The organism is Xanthomonas sp. NCPPB 3583 (assembly GCF_041475715.2).
In the GTDB taxonomy this organism is placed as follows: Bacteria; Pseudomonadota; Gammaproteobacteria; order Xanthomonadales; family Xanthomonadaceae; genus Xanthomonas; species Xanthomonas euvesicatoria.
This window is the reverse complement of sequence record NZ_CM191263.1, coordinates 2367371-2385537: the sequence shown is the minus strand read 5'-3', so window position 1 is coordinate 2385537 and position 18167 is coordinate 2367371. Positions and strand designations below refer to the sequence as shown.

Below are 18167 nucleotides of genomic sequence, written 5' to 3'. Positions count from 1 at the left end.
CATCCAGCCGCCATGACGGCCTGCGTGCTCCAGGATGACAGCGCCATGACGCAGCACCCACGCAGCGCTTTTTCGGCTCTCGATGTCATGCATTGACCTGGTCACCGCAACGCACCTGACGCTCCGGTGCGTATCTTGCGGCGCGCGCGACAGACACAGGAATGCGGGCAAAAAGAACGCCCCGGTATCCGGGGCGTTTTTGTTTCCGGTGTCAGGCATGCCGCAAGACAAGACTTCAGAAGCTCACTCCCCAGGTCACCTGACCACCGTACGCCGTCTGCCCGTCGCCGCTGAGCCCTTGCAGCGACAGTGCCAGCCGGCTGCGTGGCGAGGTGATCAGGCTCACGCCCAGCTCGCCGATGGCCGCATTCTTGGCCAGGGTGACGCTTTGCACCGAGAACTCCGAGGCGGTGCCGACGAAGCCGGCCGAGCGCTGCACGGAACGGTCGCCGAAGGCATGCCGCCAGCCTGCCGACGCATACAACGCCGCCTTCTGGCCGAGGTCCCAATCACCACGTACGCCCAGCGTGGCGGTACTGAAGGTGTCGCTGGCACTGTCCACCGACAGCGCGGAGATGCCGCCGCGTTCGGTGAACCCGTCGGTCTTCAGGCGGGTGTAATCGGCCGCAATGAACGGGCTGTACACCGCACCTTCGGTGCGCAGATTCCAGGCCGCTTCCAGCGACACCGTTACGGCGGTGGCGTCGTAGCGGCTGTCCATGCGCTCTTCGAGCACGCCGGGCAACATCACCCGGCGCGTGCTGTCGACGCGATAGCTGGCGTAGTCCACCGCACCCTGCAGCGAGAACGCAGACCAATCGGCCCGGCCATACACGCCGGCATGCGTGCCATCCACATCGGCACGGTCGCCCCATTCGCGCGACCAGCTCTCGATATCCTGGTTGCCGACCGCAATGCCCACCACGCTGCGTTCGCCGAAGCGGCGTTCCGCACCGGCCATCACGCCGTTGTCCTCGCGACGTACCGACACCGCATTGGCATCGCCATCGACACGGGTGGGCAGGCTGCGCCCGGTGATCCAGACCATGGTGTCGCCGACCAGCGTGTCCTGGCTGTCGCCACGCAGATGGTTGGCGATGCCGCTGTAGAGAAAGCGGCTGTCCAGCAGGGCCGTTGCAGTGCTGGCATGACTTTCGCCCGACAGCGAGGCAAACGCGGTGCGCACCGCCTCCGGGTCGTCGGGCAAACGCACCACGGCCTGATAGATCGGGCTGGTGTTCGGCAAGCCGTCCACGGCCGCCGCCGTGGACTGCTGGTTCGGCGTGGTGACCGCGTCCACCATGCCCACCGTATTGCGCCCGAACGTCACCGACAATCCGGTCGCGGTGGTGCTGACATCCGGCTCGATAAACGCGTAGTCGGAAATGACGTTGGTGAACTGCCCGGTGAGGCCGCCGCCGGCGCTGATCACCGGAATTTCCGTAAACAGCGGCAAGTCGGTCGCCCGCACCAGCGCCAGCGTGGTGCCGGTTGCCACGCTGGCTGCGCCGCCCACCGCCACCGGCGTGACGACACCGCCGTCGCCGGGCGTCACCTGCAACGTGGAGCCTGGTGCAAACGTGGCATTGCCGCCGACGCTGATGGTGCCACCGGCACCGCCGATGGCGACCGTGCCCGATGACACCAGGCTGCCGACACTGCCGCTGCCGGCGAGCGTGCCGCCCGGACCCACTGTGACCGGCCCGCCCAGCGCCGCGCCCGGGTTGGCCAGGTTGCCGACACTCAGGGTGCCGGCGTTGACCTCCGTCGGGCCGGTGAAGGTGCTGCTGTTGGCGGTGAGCAACAGCGTGCCGGTCCCCAGCTTGATGAAGCGACCGACCCCGAACAACCTGCCTGCATAGCTGCCGGCACTGTTTTGCAGGAAGGTCAGCGTGCTGTTGTTGGTGATGTCGCCCTGCAGGCTGGCGGTGTTGCCAACCAGCGTGCCCGCGTTGACGGTCGTACCGCCCAGGTAACCGTTGACGCCGTCCAGGGTGAGCGTACCGGTGCCGTTCTTCACCAGCACGCCGCTGCCGGTGACGTTGCCGGCGTAGGTCCCATCGGTTGCCTGGTCGAACACCAGCACTGCATTGTCGACAATGTCGCCCTGCAGGCTGTCGGTGGTGCCGATCAGGCTGCCACTGGCGATGGTGGTGCCGCCGCTGTAGGTGTTGGGCGCCACCAAGGTCAACGCGCCGGCACCTTGCTTGATCACGCTACCGGTGCCGCTGACCACGCCGGCGAACACGCCATCGCTGGCCTGATCGAAGATCAACGTCGCGTTGTCGACCACATCGCCCTGCAAGCTGGTGGTGTTGCCGACCAGGCTGCCGGCGCTGATGACGGTGCCGCCGGTATACGTATTGGCACCAAGCAATTGCAGCACGCCGCTGCCGGTCTTTTCCAGCGAGCCAGTCCCGCTGACCGCGCCGGCATACACGCCACCGGTGGTCTGGTTGAACACCAACGCTGCATTGTTGGTGATATCGCCCTGCAAGCTGGCGGTGTCGCCGATCAGGGTGCCGGCCACAATGCTGGTGCCGCCGGTGTAGCCATTGGCACCGTTGAGCAACAACGCGCCGGCACCATCCTTGACCACGGTGCCGGTGCCGGTGATCGAGCCGTTGAACACACCATCGGCTACTTGGTTGAACGCCAATGTTGCGTTATCGACGATGGCGCCTTGCAGGCTTGCGCTGTCGCCCACCAGCGTACCCGCAGTGAGCGTCGTGCCACCGCTGTAGGTATTGCTGCCGTCCAGCGTGAGGGTGCCGGTGTTTGTCTTGATCAACGCACCGCTGCCGCTGATGTTGCCGGCAAGGGTGAGGTCGGCCGGGTTGTCGACGGTCAGCGCCGCACCCAGCGTGACCGCGTTGCCCAATGCCGCGGCAATGGCATTGCTCAGCACCGCATCGCCGGTGACCGACAAGGTGCCGCTCCCCAGGGCGGTGTTGCTGGCCACCGCCAGCGTGCCATCGCTGAGCGTCGTGCCGCCGGCATAGCTGTTGTTGCCGCTGAGCGTGAGCGTGGAGGTGCCGTTCTTGATCAAACTGCCTGCACCGCTGATTGCACCGGTCAATGCCAGGTCGTTGCTGCCCGGCAGCGTCAGCGCGCCGTCGAGCACCACCGCATTGGCCAGCGCCAATGCTTGATCGGTATCGAGCGTGGTGCCCGCTGCGGCAGTCAGCGTGCCGGTGCCCAGCGCTTGCGCATTGCCCAGCACCAGGCTGCCGCCGCCGAGCGCGGTGCCGCCGGTATAGGTGTTGGCACCAGTCAGGACCAGCGTGCCGGTGTCGAGCTTTTGCAGCGTGCCGCTGCCGCCGATGGCGACGTCGATGGTGCCGGTCACGCCGGGGTCGACGCGGATGATGGTGTTCGCTGCGTTGGCGCTCAATGCGCCACCGCCTGCATCGCTCAGCACATAGCCATCGGTGATGAATTGCATGCCGGTGATGCCCTGGGTGCCCTGCACGCCCACGTTGCCCGCTGTGCCTGCGAAGACCGCAAAGCTGTTCTGCCAATCGCTGTTGATCAGCCCATCGACCGACGTCCAATTGGTGGTGCCGGCGGTCCATGTGCCGGTACCGCCCTCGGCGCTGCCGTTGGCGACGGTCTGCGCACCATCCCAGAACTGCACGTTGCTGCCAGAAGCCAACAACACCACGTTGACCTGCTGCGCCAGCGAGGTCTGCAGCGTGAGCTGGGCGGGGTCGACCGTGCCCGGCAAGGTGCCGAAACCCATGCCATTGTTGGTCAAGGTGCCGGTGTAATCGATCAGGCGATACACGCCGGTGCCGAAGCCGCCGATGTCGGTGATGTTGAGCGTGCCATCCAGCGTGAGGTCGCCGTTGACCGCAAGCACACCGGTCTGGCTGGGTATCCCCAAAAACGCATCGAGCGTGGCATTGGGCGCCATGTTCAGGCTGCCGGTGGTCAGCAGCGCACCGCTGGTCACTACCAGGCGGCCACCGTCATTCACCGTGACCGCGGCATTGACCACGCCGCTGCCGCTCAACGTGCCGCCGGTGCCCACGGTGACGCCACCGGCACTGCCCAGCGTGCCATCCACATCCAGCGTGCCCGCGGTGATCTGCGTGGTGCCGCCGATCGCGCTGGTGCCGGTGAGTTGCACGGTGCCGGTGCCGACTTTTTCGAGATTTCCGGCATCGTTCAACGCACCTGCGAAGGTGCTGCCGACGTTGCCAACGCCCAGTTGCAAGGTGCTGCCCCCCTGGATCGCGACATTGCCCAGGCCGGTCACGCTGCTCAATGCGGTATTGCTGCCGAGCGAGAGCCCCGCCCCTGCCGCAACGTCCACGCTGGCACTGGTCCCCAACGTGCCGGTGGCGGAGGTGGCCAGCACGCCGCCCTGCACCGACACCGGGCCACTGAACAGGTTGCTGCCGGACAGGGTCAAGGTCCCCAGGCCCGTCTTGGTCAGCGCGCCCGCGCCACTGAGCACGCCGGTCAACGCCAGATCGTCCGCACTGGCGATGGTCAGGTTGGCGCCCAGGTTGACGTTGTTGCCCAGGGCCAAGGCAATGGCATTGCTCAACGTCGCATCGCCCAGCACCGACAGGCTGCCCGTGCCGAGTGCGGTATTGCTGCCCACCGCCAGGGTGCCGGCATTCAACACGCTGCCGCCGAGGTAGCTGTTGCTGCCTCCCAGCGTGAGCGTGGAGGTGCCGTTCTTGATCAAGCTGCCTGCACCGCTGATGGCGCCGGCCAATGTCAGGTCGTTGCTGCCGGGCAGCGTCAACGCGCCATCGAGCACCACCGCGTTGCCGAGGGCCAATGCTTGGTTGGTATCGAGCGTGGTGCCCGCTGCGGCGGTCAGCGTGCCGCTGCCCAACGCTAGCGCATTGCCCAGCACCAGGCTGCCGCCGCCCAGCGCCGTGCCACCGGTGTAGGTGTTGGGACCACTCAGCACCAGCGTGCCGGTATCAAGCTTCTGCACGCCGCCGGTGCCGGTGATGGCCACATCGATGCTTGCCGTGGCACCCGGATCGACGCGGATGGCGGTCAACGGGTCGCTCACCGCCAGTGCGCCCGCGCCGGCATCGGTCAACTGATATCCATCGGTCACGAACTGCAGGCCGCCGGTGTTCTGCGTACCCTGCACGCCCACCGTGCCGGCCGTACCGGAAAACACTGCGAAGTCGCCTTGCCACGTGCTGTTGGCGCTACCGTCCTGGCCGGTCCAGTTGGTGGCTGCACCCCAGGTGCCGGCGCCGCCATCGACAGTGCCATTGGCCGTGGTCTGTACCCCATCCCAGAACTGCACGATGCTGCCCGGCGCGGTCACCACCAGATTGAGTTGCTGGCCGATGGCGGTCTGCAGGGCGAGCTGGCTGATGTCCACGCTGCCCGGAAACAGGCCGATCAGCATGCCGTTGTTGGTGAGCGCGCCGGTGTAGTCGATCAACCGGTACACGCCGGTCCCGAAGCCACCGAGATCGGTGATGTTGAGCGTACCGTCCAGGGTGAGATCGCCATTGACGGCCAGCAAGCGGGTTGCGCTTGGCGCGCCCAATGCCACATCGACGAACGCGCCTGGCGCGAGCGTCAACGCGCCCACGCTCAACGACGAACCGCTGGTCAGTGCGAGCCTGCCGCCATCGCTGACGGTGACCGCCGCACCCACATTACCGGCGGCGCCGGTGCCGGTCAGCGTGCCGCCCGATGCGACGTTCAAGGCGCCGGTGCCGAGGCTGCCGACCACATCGAGCGTGCCCGCACTGACCTGCGTGCTGCCACCGATCGCGCTGGTACCGAGCAAACGCACGGTACCGGCCCCCACCTTGTCCAGGTTGCCGCCACCGCCCAGGCTGCCGGCGAAATCGCCGCCGCCTAGTTGCAGCGTGGCGCCGGTATCGGTGTCTACACCGCCCGCACCAGTGAGTGTGTTGATCAAGCCACCGTTGGTCAGGTTCAACAGCGCACCTGCCGCGACATCGACATTGCTGGCGTTGCCCAATGAGGCCGCGGTACTGGCCACCACGGTGCCGGCCTGAATCGCCAGCGGGCCGGTGTAGCTGTTGTTACCGCTCAAGGTCAGCGTGCCAAGACCGGTCTTGACCAGGCTTCCGCTTCCGCTGATGGCACCGCTTGCCAACATGTCTGCGGCGTTATCCACGGTGAGCGCGGCGCCCAGCGCGATGTCGTTGCCTAGCGCCACGGCGACCGCATTGCTCAATACCGAATTGCCGAGCACCGACAGGCTGCCGGTGCCGAGCGCATTGTCGGCTCCCACCGCGATGGTGCCTGCGGTCAGGCTGGTACCGCCGCTGTAGCTGTTGCTGGCCGTGAGCGACAGGGTGGTGGCGCCATTCTTGACCAGGCTGCCGGTGCCGCTGACGCTGCCGTTCAAGACCAGATCGTTGCTGCCCACCAACGTCAGTTGATCGTTCAACGCGAGGTTGTTGCCTACCGTCAACGCGGCAGTGGCATCCAGTTCGGCAGGGCCGTTGACTCGCATGTCACCCACGCCAAGCGCGGCATTGTTCCCAAGCACCAGCCTGCCCGCGTCCAGCGCAACGCCACCGGTGAAGGTATTGGCGTTGCTCAACGTCAGGATGGCGCTGCCCTGCTTGTCGAGGCCACCGATGCCGCTGACGACGCCGTTGAGCGCAATATCCTGCGTGCCAGGCAGGGTCAGCGTGCCATTCAAGGCGACTGCATTACCCAGCGCCACGACGGTGCTTGCATCCAGCGTGGTACCGCCTGCGGCAGTCAAGGTACCTGCGCCCAATGCCGTGTCGCTGCCAACCAGCAACGAACCACCCTGCAGTTGCAGCCCACCGCTCCAGGTGTTGTTGCCATTGAGGGTGAGCGTCTGCGCGCCGGTCTTGATCAGGCTGCCTGCGCCATCGATCGCGCCATCGAGCGTGAGGTTTTGTCCATCGATCGTCAGCGCACCGTTGGTGGTGAGCGCGTTCTGCAAGGTCACCGCATAGGCAGCGGTGAGCAGCGTGCCGTTGGCCGCAGTAAGTGCGCCGCTACCGAGTGCGGTATTGCTGCCCACGACCAGGGCACCGTCGTTCAACGCGGTGCCGCCGGTGTAACTGTTGTTTCCGTTGAGCGTGAGCGCTCCGGTGCCTTGCTTGACCAGGCTGCCGGCACCGCTCACGGTACCGCTCAAGCCCAGGTTGTTGTTGCCGGTCAATGACAACGCACCATTGAGCACCACATCGTTGCCAAGCGTGGTGGCGGTGGCGGCCTGCAGTTGCGTTCCGTCGGCTGCGGTCAACACCCCGCCGCCCAGCGCCGCGCCGCTGCCGACCGACAAGCTCCCCGCGTTGAGATCCACGCCGCCACCGAAGGTGTTTGCGCCGGTCAGTGTCAGCGTTGCTGCTCCATCTTTGACCAGGCCACCGGTGCCGCTGATGCCACCGGTGAGGGTCAGGTCCTGGCTGCCGCCAAGTTGCAGATCCGCATCCAGCACCACGTTGTTGGCCAGCACGCGTGCAGCGGTGCTATCGAGCAGGCCGCCACTCACGCTCAGGCTGCCCGCCCCGAGTGCGCCATCGCTGCCCAGAATCAGGCGGCCTGCCGTCAGGCGGGTGCCGCCCAAATAGGTGTTGTTGCCGCTGAGGGTCAAGCTGGCCGGACCGAGTTTGTCCAGGCTGCCGGCGCCACTGATGCCCCCGGTCAGCGTGAGCGCGTTGCTCCCAGCCACAGTGAACTGCCCTGCCAGTGCAATGGCATTGGCGAGCGTGCTCACTGCTGCGTTGTCCAGCGTCGTGCCGGCCGCTGCGGTCAAGGTCCCGCTCCCCAGCGCGGTATTGCTGCCCACCGTAAGCTTGCCGGTGTTGAGCGCGGTGCCACCGGTATAGGTGTTGTTGCCGCTGAGCGTGAGATCGCCGCCGGCCTTGACCAGGCTGCCTGCACCGCTGATGGCGCCACCCAAGGTCAACGCCTGCGCGCCATTAAGGGTCAGCGCGCCGGTGCTCAGCGTCACTGCATTGCTCAGCGTGGCAGCGGCGGTGTTTTGCAAGCTCGCAGAGCCAGTGACATTCAACGTACCGGTGCCCAGTGCGGTGCCGCTGGCCACCTGCAAGGTGCCGGCATTGAGGCTGGTGCCGCCGGTATAGGTGTTCAGACCAGCCAGCGTCAGCGTCCCGCCACCGAGTTTGTTCAGTGCACCGGCGCCACTGATGGTGCCGGTGAGATTCAACGCGTTGCCGCTACTGCCGACGCCCAGGTTTCCGGTCAGCGCAATCGCGTTGCCCAGCGTGGACGCGGCCGTGGCATCGAGCTCGCCTCCGCTGGCGGTGAGCGTGCCGGTGCCCAGGGCCGCATTCGAACCGACCACCAGTCGCCCGGTGCTGAGCGTGGTGCCGCCGGTGTAGGTGTTGGCGTTGGTCAGGGTGAGATCGCCAGTACCGCTCTTGATCAAACTGCCGGCACCATTGATGGCGCCGCTGAGCGTGAGCGCTTGTGCGCCGGTCCAGTTCAACGGTGCGGCAAGGCTGATGCCATTGGTCACCGTCAACGGCGCAGTGGTGCTCAGGCTGGATGCGCCGGTGACATTCAATGCGCCCGTGCCCAGCGCGGACGCGGTACCCAGTTGCAGCGTGCCCGCTGCCAGCGTGGTGCCGCCGCTATAGGTATTGGTGCCGCTGAGTGACAGCGTTCCGGTGCCGGTCTTATTGACACCGCCAGCGCCGGCCAGCGTGCCGCTCAAGGTCAACGCGTTGCCGCTGGCTCCCAGGCCCAGCGCATTGGCGAGCGCAAAGTTGTTGGTCAGGGTCAGTGGTGCAGCGTTATCCAGCAAACCGCCTGCCGCAGTGACCGTGCCAGTGCCGAGCGCACCGGAAGTCTCCAGCAGCACGCTGCCTGCACCCAGGGTGGTGCCACCGCTGTAGGTATTGCTGCCACCCAAGGTCAGCGTGCCGGCGCCAACCTTGTTGAGCGCCCCGGTGCCACTGATTGTCCCTCCGATTCGCAGCGCGTTTGCGCCGCCAATACCCACCGTGTTGCTTAGCGAAAACGCATTGGCCAAGTTCACTGCGGCACCTGCCAACAGGCTGCCGCCGGATGCGGTGACCGTGCCGGTGCCCAAGGCACTGTTGGTGCCCACCGTCAACGCGCCATCGACCAGATTGACGCCACCGCTGAACGTGCTGGTACCGGTCAGCGCCAGTCCGCCGGTGCCGGTCTTGGTCAATCCGCCGGTGCCGGTAATTGCGCTGCCAACGGTCAGGTTATTGGTGCCCTGCACAGTCAGGCCGCCCGCGCCAAGCGCAATGCCATTGGTCGGTGCAAGGGTCAGGCCAGCAGCGGTGGCTTGGAGCGTGCCTCCGTTGGCGGTGATGGTGGTGCCCAACTGCGCAGGATTGGCGAACTGCAACACGCCACCATTGAGCGCGCTGTTGGCGAAGTTGCTCGCCCCGCCCACCGACCAGGTGCCGCTATTGACGCGCAAATTTCCGAAATTGATGTATTGCGCGGTGCTTAACGTTCCGGTGCCGGTGCTGCCGCTGCCGGTACCCACCGCAGAATTTTGCAGGATCAGCGTGTTGTTTCCGCCCAGGCCTCCATCCACCACACCGGTTTGCGCGAAGCTCAGCAAACCGCCCGGGCCGAGCAATTCCAGTGCAAGGCCTCCCCCGCTGTTGACGCTGCCACCGGTGACCGCAGTGAAGCTGTTGGTGCTGCCCGCCCCCATCGAAACACTGCCGTTGATGGTGCCTGAGTTGACGAACGTGTTGCCGGTGGCCGAACTCTGAAAGCCCACCCGTCCGTTGATGGTGCCGGTATTGACCGCGTTGACGGTGCCTCCACCGGTCACCGCGATCACCGGCGTGTCCGACCCCAGGATTGACAATCCCAGCAACGGGCGACTATCGATCACGCCAGCGTTGTTGATCTGCACCGTTCCATTGCTGGCCGACGTCAGCCCCAGCGCCATACCGTCGAGATTGAGCAGATTGGCGCCCAGCAAGCCGCCGGTGCCGTAGAGCGTGCCGCTGGCAAGATTGTTGACGGTGACTGCAGTGGAGCTGGCATTGCCCATGGTCACGCCGCTGCTCAGTACCGAGAGCAGCCCAAGCACGGAAGGGTCGATGGTGCCGGCGTTGTTGAGTGTGGAATTGGTACCGCTCAGGGCGATGGCGGTGCCGCCCAACAGGCCTGCGGTCATCTGGCTGCCGGAGGCGACATTCACGGTCAGGTTGTTGGCGCTACTGGAAAAACTGTTACTGGTGACCGGCGTACCCGAGCAGGTGACGGTTGCGCCCGCCGCGGGGATGGCCGGCGTGCATGCGCCCCAGGCCAGCATCGGTGCGGCGGCCCCCACCGCAAGGACCACCAAGGCCGGCAATTGACGACGGGGTGAGCCAGGCTTGCGACGCCGACGCACCAATTCATGCGTCACCACCCAATTGCCAATGGCTGCGTTCCAGACCAGCGCAAATGCACGATTCATTTGAATTCCCCCTGATTGCCGGGCAGAGACCAGCGCGCACCCAGGCGCGCGCCTCCAAAGACGGGATTGGAATAACGGTAGAGCTGGTTTAAAGCAGCCAGGCCACCTAGACGAATAATGGCGATTAGCCGCGAACATCGCTTGCAGGGAGAAGTTGAGTTAATACCACTCTCTATTCGCCGCGCCATTAAATTAATAGGCGATTCAATACGATTGAAACTGTGCTGAATATCACTAACTCTCACCTCATCCATGACACAGGCCAGATCTGTGGACTGGTTTGCTCGTGCCCGCTAAATGCAGGTTTTTCAGCCTCATCTGTACTGACCCCCACCATCTATGCCGGATTCATCACTTGCAAAGCGGAATTTTGAATTTTTTGAAGTGATTTGAACGGATGAGCCCGAGCTTGATAAAGCAGACTGATGCGCAATTGAGCTGGGCCGGCAACTGTGACTTATAACAATCGCGTTCAGCGAAACTTGCTGCGTTGCAAAGCCCGACACACCCTCCAGCAGGGTGCCAATCAGTTTCGGAGTTTGCTTTAGAGAGTAAGACCATTTTGTAGTCGACAGCGGACAGTGGAGTGCGGTATTTGTATGTCGCGAGCGCAACAGCATGGTTTATTGTCGGGACTGCCAGGCAGCTCGACGTTTGCAGAAAAAATCGAAAGTGATTGGCTCGACACGTAGTTCGTGGAGTTTCCGTCACCTATCGATGACCTCGGTTTGTTTCTAGTAGCGGTGCAGTGTGTGATCTTCGACACGGAACCCGATGCCATGACGCTTGCCCCGGACGACAAACTGCAGGATCGCCACTTCGACTGGTCAGGCGTGCCGATCGACTTGGGCGGCATGGAGCCCCTGGAGCAAATCGCACGATTGCTCTGCCATGCCCTGGTGGCACCGGCTGCTGCGCTGACCATCACGGAGGGCGGGCGCCTGCGTGTGCTGGCAGCGCGTGGCATCAGCAGCAGTCATGTCAGGCAGGCCATGGAGCTGTGCCAGCAGGTTCCGCCAGCGCCAAATGGCGTGACCGAGTTGATCGAGCATGCAACGCTTGCGCAAATTCAACTCGGCGATGCCGCGTTCCCCGGCTTGCCCGCGCGCTTCATCGCCTGCGTGCCCGTGGGTGCGCCGCAGACAGGAATTGCCGGAACCCTGTGCGTGATCGACACGCGCGAGCGACGGCTGGCAAGCCAGGAGCATCAGCAACTGCTGATGTTCGCCAACGTGGCTGCCGCACAGCTGGAACTGCAGTTCGGTGCGGGCCGACGCGAGCCGCACAGCGGCTTGCTCAATACGCGTCAGCTGCAATCGGATCTGGACGCCCTCGCCTTCGGCAGCCATAGCGTGCCTACCATTGCCGCGTTCATTGAGGTCTACGACACCCAGGCCGCCAACGAGGCGCGCCAGGCGCTGGGCATGCAGCCGCTGGAAGAGCTGGTTCGCCACGCCAGCTACGTGTTGACCCGCGCCTTGCGCGGCAAGGCCACCGTCTACCACGTGGCCTCGATGCGCTTTGCGTTCTTTCTGCTCAACTCCGCGCCGGACGAGATGGAAGACCTGCTGCTGGATCTGCGCGACATGCTGCACAAGCCGGTGGATGCCGCCGGCGTACCGATGTCGCTGACCTTTCATGCCGGTGTGGTGCGCTTCGCCCCGCAGCAGCCGGACACCAACGATGTGATGCGCAAGGGCCTGGTGGCGCTGGGCGATGCCATCAACAACCATGCCATCGTGTGCTGGTACAGCGCTTCGCACGACGATGCGATTCAACGCTCGTACCGCCTGGCGCTGGATGCCGAACAGGCCCTGAAAGCCGGCGATTTCCGGCTGGTGTTCCAGCCACGCATCAACCTTGAAGACTTATCGGTGACCGGCTTCGAGGCGTTGCTGCGCTGGCATCACGCCAGCCTCGGCCCGATCGGTCCCGACGAGTTCATCCCGCTCTTCGAAAAAACCGCACTGATGTGCACGGTCACCAATTGGGTGATCGAAAGCGCCTTGGTACAGCTGGCGGAATGGCGTACCCAGGGCTTGGATTTTTCCATCTCCATCAACCTGTCGTCGCGCGATTTCGGCAACATCAACCTGGCAGCGGATGTGATCAACCGCTGCAAGGACCTGGCGATTCCCACCACATGCATCGAACTGGAAATCACCGAAGGCCGCTGGCTGCGCAGCAATGTCGAAGCGGTGCCGCGGCTGCGCGCGCTGCGCGATGCAGGCGTGAGCGTGGCCATCGACGATTTCGGCACCGGCTATAGCAACTTCGGCTATCTCACCGAGTTGCCGGTCAATGTGCTCAAGCTGGACCGGTCGCTGGTGACTGGCATCGCCACCAAAACCGGCATGCAGATGCGCGCCGAGGCGGTGGTGCGCCTGGCCAACGCGTTGGGTTATCGCACCGTGGCCGAGGGCATCGAGCACGCCGATGAAATTGCGTTGCTGCGGAGCTGGGGATGCGATGAGGCGCAGGGGTATCTGCTCGCCAAACCCATGGAGGCGCATCTGGTGGCCGACTACGTCAAACAAACCGGGGCGCTGCAGCGTCTGCCGTAGAGCCGCGGCGGTGCGCGGATGCGCCGGACAGGCAACCGCACCACGCCGCGCCGTGCGGATGCATGCGCCATGCCTTGCGATGCGATGCACGTCCAACCTGCTGCCTGCAATGCAGCAATGCTCCTAGCGCTCAACTGAGATCGTGCAGGTCCTTGCCCAGCGGCGCACTCAGTGCCCAATCGGAGAACCGCACCTTCAGACCTGAGCGCTCGGGCGTGCAGCACATCGGTCCGACCAGATAGGCGCTTGCCGGCGGAAACGGACACAGCCGCACCAGCGGCCAGTGACGGCCATCCGCGGAGACCTGCAGGCGCAGCACACCATCGGCAACCGTGGCACGGATCCAGAAATCCTTGGGGTCGGCTTCGTAAGGACCAGTTGCCCAATCCGAAACCGGGTTGGTCAACACGCTGCTGAGCATGGCGCGCCCGTCGCTGAGTTCGATCCCGGCCTTGACCCAGTGCTGCTCGTCCACCCGCACCATGATGCCGGCCTGGTCGTACAAGGCTTCGTACTGCGCGCGCACACGCAACTGCGCGGTGAAGCCTGCGCCCGCCTTGATGCCCAGAAAGTGCCCGCTGTCGCGGGTGAATCCGTAATGCGTCTTGCGCCAGAAGTCGGTCGCCTGGTCGGTCACCACATCCAACGTGTCGCCGTTGATATCGAGTGTCTTCGGCCGGTTGAGCCAGGTTCCGGCGTGCCAGCTGCTGTCCTGCACCATGGTTTTCCTCGGGTCGGTCTGTTGTGCAAACGCGCCAGCACTGAGCGTCATCCCGACCACGCCAGCCAACACGCGCCTGCGTGCGCCGTTGAATGCATCGTGTTGCATGGATCTGCGCTCCTGCGACTTATGAACGCGTAGTTTACGTGCTGTACGCGCAAGGCCGCATGGGTGCGACCCCTCCTCTGTTCGCCAGGCAGGCAAGGCGCCGGCCTGTGCTTCGACGATGCGCAGCCGTGCAGACGGGCCGCATACATGCGAAGTCGCCGCAAAACCCAGGCCCGAATCCGCGCGGGCAATTGCGGGCGCGCGGCGTACAGCGATTTGCCGGCCAACCCTGCCGCGTGGCGCCTAAGAGCGGCCAACAAAACGTAGCGAACAGTCGTCAGGTGGGCCTGGCGGCTGTGCAGTCGTTTTGTTAGCTGCTCCAGGTGCCCTGCCCTCAGTGCTGCGCCAGTGCGTAATCGATTGCCGCGCAGATTGCCGCCACCTGCGCAGCATTGCATTGGTCGGGTGTGGCGCGTGAGCTATCCGGATAGACCTCGGTGGTCGTGCGATACCGCGCATCGGTGACGCCGGCGCACAAGCCCAGTCGCCGCACCGGATAATTGATGACCCCATGTCCCACCACCGGTGCACCGATGAGCTGCCCATCCGCGTCGGCTGGCGCGATATGCGTTACCTCGGCCACCGCTGCGATCACCGCTTGCTGGAAGGCGGGCTGCGGATCTTCACTGTCGCCGACCAGGTAAAACCCGTCCGGAATGCTCCCCGGCACAAACACCGCGCCGTCGCGCGCCGCCAACGCCGGGCGAAACTCGCTCTCGTCGCTATCGGTGGTTTCGTGCAGATCGATATGCACCAGCATTCGGCCGGAAATCGAGGCCACCAGCCGCATCAGCGCAGCCGACTCTTCGGCCGGGCTGTCGCGGCGAAACGCGCGATTCGGATCGACTGCATCGGCATTCCAACGCTGGATGCGTTCATAGCCCCAGGGATTGATGCACGGCGCCACCAGTAGATTGCATTTGCCTGCGTAGTCGGCAGCACGCTGTTGCAGGAATTGCAGCGCACCTTGCACGCCGCTGGTTTCGTAGCCGTGCACGCCGCCGGTGACCAACACGCACGGCAGGCTAACGTCCCACTGCGCGCTGCGCAGTGCCAGCAACGGATACTCCCCTTGCGCATGGGTAATGGTGCCGTACTGCACGCGCTCGTACTGTTCGGCCAGTGCGGCGACCTGCTGCACGACATCCTCCGCATAGCTGCGTTGCTGCAGCTGGCGTGCGCGCCATAGGGCGCGTTCCGGCTCACCCCACGGTTGCCCGGGCGTGCCGATCGGATACGTTGGGTTTGTCGTCATTGCAGACACCGGTGCGAAGGAGCCGCCAAGGGTAAGCGCTCTGCGCACAGAAGCAAAAAGGCCCCGCGCTGCGGGGCCGATGAAACCTGCGTCGCTGATGTTTACTTCTTCGCCGTGACCCCTGGGGTGGCGTCGCGGACCAGGAACTCTTCGGTCAACTCCGGCAGATGCGCCAACAGCCAATCGGCCATGGCCTGTTCCTGGGGCAGGATCTGCTCGCACACGCGCTGCGTTTCGGTATCGCCCACCGTCTTGGCGGCACCCAGCAAGGCGGTGTAGGTCGCGATCTCCAGGTTCTCGAACACATAGCTGGCCATCGCACCCTTGACGATTTCGTCGGAGGTGGTCATGCCGCCCATTGCCTGCCCGAACGCGGCCATCTTGCCCATGGCGTCCTTGATGATCGACGGCGAACCGCCCAGGCGCTCGATACACGATTCGACCAGGCGCTGTTGCCCCAGCGTCTCTTCCAGATGCTGCTCGATGCGGGCTTTGAGCTGGGGGTAGTGCTCGATGCGTGCGGCCTGGGCCTTGAGCATCTGCTCGGCCTGCTGCTCCATCGCATGCGCATCGCGCAGCCAGTCCATCAGGTTTTCTTGGGGTTCGGCCATGGGGTTCTCCTGTGTGTTTGCGATATGTCCAGCCTGCAGCGGCGCGGATGAAAGATGTGACTGTTCCAAGTGAACGCTGCGTGCGACGTCTACGTGGCATTGACAGGACGCAGAGGGACTGGCGGCTCCGCCTTCCACAGCCTGTTTGCATGTGGTCGCAACGGAACCGAGGATCTGCGTGGCGATCGCTGAGGGATCTGCATGCAATGCGTGGGTCACTGACCGCGCTGACCATCTAAGGCACCGGGCCCTGCGACCAATGGTGGGGACGCCTCATGCCGCCGTGGCGCAGGTGAGCCCCAAACCGGGTGGGCTGCAAATCCTGCCGATGTTGGAAACGGCATCGTGGCTGGAGTGAAATTTTTCCATGCAATCGATGTCGGACATCAATGCACGACTGCAAAAATTTCTCGCTTGCGCTTGATGCGTTGCACAGCAGGCGCTCATGAATCTTTCCAGGTGCACAGGCCATCACGCACGATGACGGCGTGCAAAAATCTGCAATCGATTGCGCCTTACCGCGTGCAGCAATCGGCTTGCTTCAAACCGAAAACAGCACAGGCGCTAGCCGCATGGGCGTAGCGCCTGTGTCCAGCCTTCCGCAAGATTCGCTCCCAAACCGGCGCGCCATGGCGCGCCGATGGCTGGATTAAGCGGATTCTTCCTGCGGCTTGGCCTGCTTGGAACGCCCGCCCTTGCTGCCGATCCGCGACATGTGATCGCGATCGCGGCTCACGGCCTGGCCACCCTTGCGGCCAGCTTCGCGCGCTTCGTCGCTGGTAAATTCGTGCGCATTGCCGCTGGCATGCGCGGCTTTGCCGCCGCTACTCGCCAGCAGGCGGCGCTTCTCCGGATCCAATGCGGCAAAGCCGCGCCGGCTACGGGTCGTGTTTTGTCCGTCTTCCACTGTGCCTCCTCTCGATGCTTCGGTTACGCCTGGGTATTGGGCTAACCGCAACATTCGTGCCAACCCTGAAAGGCAGGCTCCGCGGTGCATTGCGGATGGATGCAGGAAAAAACGGCTGCGCTCGCTGCGCAAATCTTGCACACCTTCGCATCGCCGGACGATTCGGCCTACCTCTTAGGTGGATAGCGCTATCACGGGGCGCAATCCGTCTGCAGCCGCTGGACGGGTTGCGCTGGCGTCGCAGGGATCAGCCGCTATGCCTGGACCAAGCGCCCGCCCCTGATGCAGGTGTGTTGCAATCTCGCGTAGTCCGGTTGCGACGCACGGTGCGGGAACAGCCGTCTGCGTACAGCTCACTCATCGTCTGCGCGCGCCAGTCGCCTCGGTGCCGGCGTGCGCAGCGCCTCGCAAGACGTGTGCTGCCGATACCGCAGATCGCTCGGCCAATTCGCCACTGGACTGCCAGACAGCGGCGCAGCCACAGGTTGAAACAGGCAGGGCCCGCACACAGACTGCGCGTGGATCTGGGCGCACACTGATGCGCCATCAACGCCTCAGGCGTTGCTACCCGCCTTGCGAAAGACTTAGCGGTTGTGTGCAAGTGGGTACCACTGGCCGATGTTGACGCCGGGCCGGAACCATTAGCCGTGCCGTCCACGCCCGGATGCGGCTGCCCCAGAGGCTGGGCAAGCAGTCTCCGGACGCGCACGTACCATGTCGGGCGGCAACCGTGAGCCCGAATCGCCCTGCCCCGCAGCCGCGTCAGCGGTGGTGCGCCGCCCTCACCCCACGGCCTGCACCACCATTGGCCCATCGCGGTCGTCGCACGCTGCCGCAGCTTCGGACAGAGCACCGCCCACCAGCAACAAGGTCGGCATGCCCGGTGGCAGCGCGGCGGCTGTCATCCCCAGCTCGCCCAGGGTGGTGAGGCGACGTTGCTGCTCCGGCCGTGTGGCGGCCTGCACGATGGCGGCGGGCGTGCTGGCCGGCAAATGCGCCAGCAATGCAGCGGCCAGCGCATCCGCGCGGCGCAGGCCCATGTAGATACCCAGCGTCGTGCCGCTGGCCGCCAGCGCACCCCAATTCGGCTCGCCGTGGTCGTGCGTGTGCGCAGTGACGAAGGTGATGCCATGGCAATGGCTGCGATGGGTCAGCGAGACCTCCAGTGCGGCCGCCGCTGCGAAGGCCGCACTCACGCCGTTGATCACCTGCACGCCGACGCCGGCACGCCGCAGAAAGGCGATCTCTTCGCCAGCGCGGCCGAACAGCAGCGCATCGCCCCCCTTCACGCGCACCACGCGCAGGCCCTGCAACGCGTAGCGACGCATCAGCCGGCAGATGAACTCCTGCGGTGTCGAACGGCATCCGCCCCGTTTGCCCACCCGGATCACGCGCGCCTGCGGTGCAAGTTCGACGATCTCCGGGTTGGCCAGATCGTCGAGCAGCAGCACCTGCGCCGACGCCAGGGCCTTCACCGCCTTGATGGTGAGCAATTCCAGGTCGCCCGGGCCGGCGGACAACAACACCACATCACGTGCGCAGGAAGGTGTGACTGACATGGGAGTTCTCGTT

At 64.8% G+C, this 18167-nt stretch carries 7 protein-coding genes and 1 pseudogene; 2 read left to right on the top strand and 6 right to left on the bottom strand.

The genetic code is table 11. The features are described from left to right. Positions 1 to 235 precede the first annotated feature (235 nt). Positions 236 to 10429, bottom strand: a complete 10194-nt coding sequence (locus tag ACCQ07_RS10445) for an autotransporter-associated beta strand repeat-containing protein (RefSeq protein WP_372364069.1) — start codon at positions 10427 to 10429, stop codon at positions 236 to 238. 752 nt (positions 10430 to 11181) lie between these two features. Between ACCQ07_RS10445 and ACCQ07_RS10440 the strand changes: the two genes are divergently transcribed. Next, positions 11182 to 12993, top strand: a complete 1812-nt coding sequence (locus tag ACCQ07_RS10440) for an EAL domain-containing protein (RefSeq protein ID WP_372364067.1) — start codon at positions 11182 to 11184, stop codon at positions 12991 to 12993. Between the two features lie 130 nt (positions 12994 to 13123). Here ACCQ07_RS10440 and ACCQ07_RS10435 read toward each other — a convergent pair whose 3' ends face one another. From ACCQ07_RS10435 to ACCQ07_RS10425, 3 genes are all read right to left on the bottom strand, one after another. After that, entirely contained in the window at positions 13124 to 13822 is a 699-nt protein-coding gene (locus tag ACCQ07_RS10435) for a DUF1349 domain-containing protein (protein ID WP_029819409.1), read from the bottom strand. A 334-nt stretch (positions 13823 to 14156) separates the two neighbouring features. Then, the gene (locus ACCQ07_RS10430; protein ID WP_071117347.1) at positions 14157 to 15077 is read right to left on the bottom strand and encodes a M14 family metallopeptidase; all 921 of its coding nucleotides are present in this window, start codon (positions 15075 to 15077) and stop codon (positions 14157 to 14159) included. Positions 15078 to 15178: 101 nt separating this feature from the next. Next, entirely contained in the window at positions 15179 to 15688 is a 510-nt protein-coding gene (locus tag ACCQ07_RS10425) for a ferritin-like domain-containing protein (RefSeq protein ID WP_008575404.1), read from the bottom strand. Between the two features lie 367 nt (positions 15689 to 16055). On the opposite strand from ACCQ07_RS10425, the pseudogene ACCQ07_RS10420 reads away from it, so the two are divergent. After that, positions 16056 to 16256, top strand: a pseudogene (locus tag ACCQ07_RS10420) (hypothetical protein). Positions 16257 to 16337: 81 nt separating this feature from the next. Here ACCQ07_RS10420 and ACCQ07_RS10415 read toward each other — a convergent pair. Both ACCQ07_RS10415 and cobA read right to left on the bottom strand, forming a co-directional pair. Further along, a complete protein-coding gene (locus ACCQ07_RS10415) occupies positions 16338 to 16595 on the bottom strand; it encodes a KGG domain-containing protein (RefSeq protein ID WP_005916070.1) in 258 nt (85 codons plus the stop codon). Between the two features lie 782 nt (positions 16596 to 17377). Then, positions 17378 to 18124: a uroporphyrinogen-III C-methyltransferase gene (gene cobA, locus ACCQ07_RS10410; protein ID WP_170808543.1), complete on the bottom strand. Its 747-nt coding sequence runs from the start codon at positions 18122 to 18124 to the stop codon at positions 17378 to 17380. Between the last annotated feature and the right edge of the window lie 43 nt (positions 18125 to 18167).

Coding starts and splice junctions, on each gene's coding strand:
- ACCQ07_RS10445 (WP_372364069.1), bottom strand. CDS start 10,429: ATGAATCGTGCATTTGCGCTGGTCTGGAACGCAGCCATTGGCAATTGG.
- ACCQ07_RS10435 (WP_029819409.1), bottom strand. CDS start 13,822: ATGCAACACGATGCATTCAACGGCGCACGCAGGCGCGTGTTGGCTGGC.
- ACCQ07_RS10430 (WP_071117347.1), bottom strand. CDS start 15,077: ATGACGACAAACCCAACGTATCCGATCGGCACGCCCGGGCAACCGTGG.
- ACCQ07_RS10425 (WP_008575404.1), bottom strand. CDS start 15,688: ATGGCCGAACCCCAAGAAAACCTGATGGACTGGCTGCGCGATGCGCAT.